A 1,856-nucleotide genomic window follows, 5' to 3' on the forward strand; every position below is an offset into this window, starting at 1 on the left:
GGGTAGTGGCTGCGCCGTTGTTCGTTGTGATTTAATTTAAATTAGTAGCCCGCGGGCGGAAATCTACCTGAAAAGTTGGCGCATTGGGAAGTGATAGGACTTTCCATTGTTCGCCGCTTCAAGTATACTTATCCGGTTGCCATATCGAACGCCCGTCATGATGCCAAACCAGCGAGGAGGAAGGCATGTTTCGGATCGCGTCTCTTGCGACTTTCAACGCCACGCTTGCCCTTTTCGCCATGGTGTCAGTGCCGCCATCCCAGGCCGAACCATGTGGCACCGTCCACAAACTGACCCGCCAGCCGTTGAATGACCAGACTTTCTGGCTGCTCGCTGAACATGAGGGCAAGGCCTTCGTCGACCAGCGCACATGCCTTGTCGCCAGGCTGGACAGGGTTGATCAGCCGCTCACGCTGAGCGATGCGATGGGGCACTGTGCTACCCTCGGACAAGGCGGTCCGAACGGTGACATGGGCTGGCAGCTTCCGACGATGGCGGAACTGACGAGTCTCGATTCGGCGGACTGGCCAAGGCAGCACGACGCGTTCGCGGAATACAAGCTGCCGCCGCTCGCGCGCAGCGAAACTGATTATTGGACCCGCACTGAATGGCCGGGGGCGGCAGGCTCCTTCGCGGTCGTCACGTTCAGCGCACGCACGACTGTGGTGCATCCGCTTGAAGCGACCAAGAAGGCCGGGGTATGGTGCGTCTTCGGGGTGCCGGCCACAGGCGTGGAGTAGACGCTCTTACGCCAAGTCTCCCTCGGGCAACCAAGTCTCTTCAGGCATCAGACAATCGCCGCTGCGGCGCACGGAACGGGCAACTGGCGCTCGACACCTGGTCAAGTCATGACGGGGCCCCAGCTTTCGCGATGCGATGCCTGGCTGCTCAGCAGCCAGGCCGCGGGACAGAGCGGCCGTCCGGCTTGCCTTCGCCGGCGCGGCCATTGTGCCTGCTACGTCCAAGCCGCCTACCGCAGATCCAGCTGCAGCAGGCCGCTATAGTCCTCCGTCGTCAGGAAGAAGCCCTCGTCGATCGCCTTGGCCTTGAAAGCAGAATCGTCGCGCAAGTCCCGGAATTCCGATTTCAATGTGCCTGACGCGTTGAAGTAGCGATCGCGAAAGGCCGCCCGGTTAAGCTCGGCATAGTCTCCGCCCTTGCCTGCCACCGTGCAGGATTTCAGTTCGGTTTGGTCGGCGGCCTCCGCCGGAAACGACGCCCTCGCGAAGTCCATCGGCCCGATGTCGGGGGCAATGCTAGTCGGATACTTTGTAATGCACCGGACCGTTCTATCCGCGGCCGCCACCGGCAGATCGAAATAGGGGGGCCGCAGCCCCTTGGCCGCGAGGTAGGCGAAGGTCCGTATGCGGTTGGCCGCCTTCAGCGCGTCAAGGTCCGTGGTCTCAAGCGCGGTAGCGCCGATCTTGATACTGCTGGAGCCGCTGATCGCGAGAATCTGCTGCTCCAGCCAGGCCCGATCGCGATCGATCCAGGCCAGGAAGTCCAATGGCACAGCAGCCGGCGGTCGAACTTCCTCGCCCATGGATTGCGTCGAAAATGTCGCTGCGGTCATGAGTGTGACCCCGGCGAGAATGGCCGGAAGCCATCGGTTCTTGAGCATGTCATGCCTCCATTCCTCTATGGCGACCAGCCACTACTAGTAGTTGTTGCGCGGCTTGATACCGAGCATGTCCCGCAACTGGTTCTCTGTTATGTCGTCCGTCCGCATCGTACCGCCGACTCCGACGGTGCGAGCTTCGGCGTCAGGGGCTTTGTATGGCTTGCCGTCGACACCGGTATAGCGGACTTCTGCCATGCCGGTGTCCTTACCGGCCATCATGTGCGTGGCGTGAATG

The 1,856-nt window shown here is 61.4% G+C and carries 3 protein-coding genes; 1 reads left to right on the forward strand and 2 read right to left on the reverse strand.

All coding sequences use genetic code 11. The features are described 5' to 3' along the window. The first annotated feature begins 185 nt into the window (after positions 1-185). A complete protein-coding gene (locus ACXJ7R_RS31550) occupies positions 186-740 on the forward strand; it encodes an Lcl domain-containing protein (RefSeq protein WP_457155227.1) in 555 nt (184 codons plus the stop codon). Between the two features lie 230 nt (positions 741-970). Here ACXJ7R_RS31550 and ACXJ7R_RS31555 read toward each other — a convergent pair whose 3' ends face one another. Together ACXJ7R_RS31555 and ACXJ7R_RS31560 are read right to left on the reverse strand one after the other, a co-directional pair. Continuing rightward, a complete protein-coding gene (locus ACXJ7R_RS31555) occupies positions 971-1,621 on the reverse strand; it encodes a hypothetical protein (protein WP_457155228.1) in 651 nt (216 codons plus the stop codon). Positions 1,622-1,657: 36 nt separating this feature from the next. After that, positions 1,658-1,856: hypothetical protein (locus ACXJ7R_RS31560; protein ID WP_457155229.1), on the reverse strand; the 199-nt coding region annotated here is incomplete at its 5' end.

This window comes from Mesorhizobium sp. P5_C1, from assembly GCF_054049815.1.

Excerpts from the sequence above, each read along its gene's own strand:
- ACXJ7R_RS31550 (WP_457155227.1), top strand. The coding sequence starts at position 186 with ATGTTTCGGATCGCGTCTCTTGCGACTTTCAACGCCACGCTTGCCCTT.
- ACXJ7R_RS31555 (WP_457155228.1), bottom strand. The coding sequence starts at position 1,621 with ATGCTCAAGAACCGATGGCTTCCGGCCATTCTCGCCGGGGTCACACTC.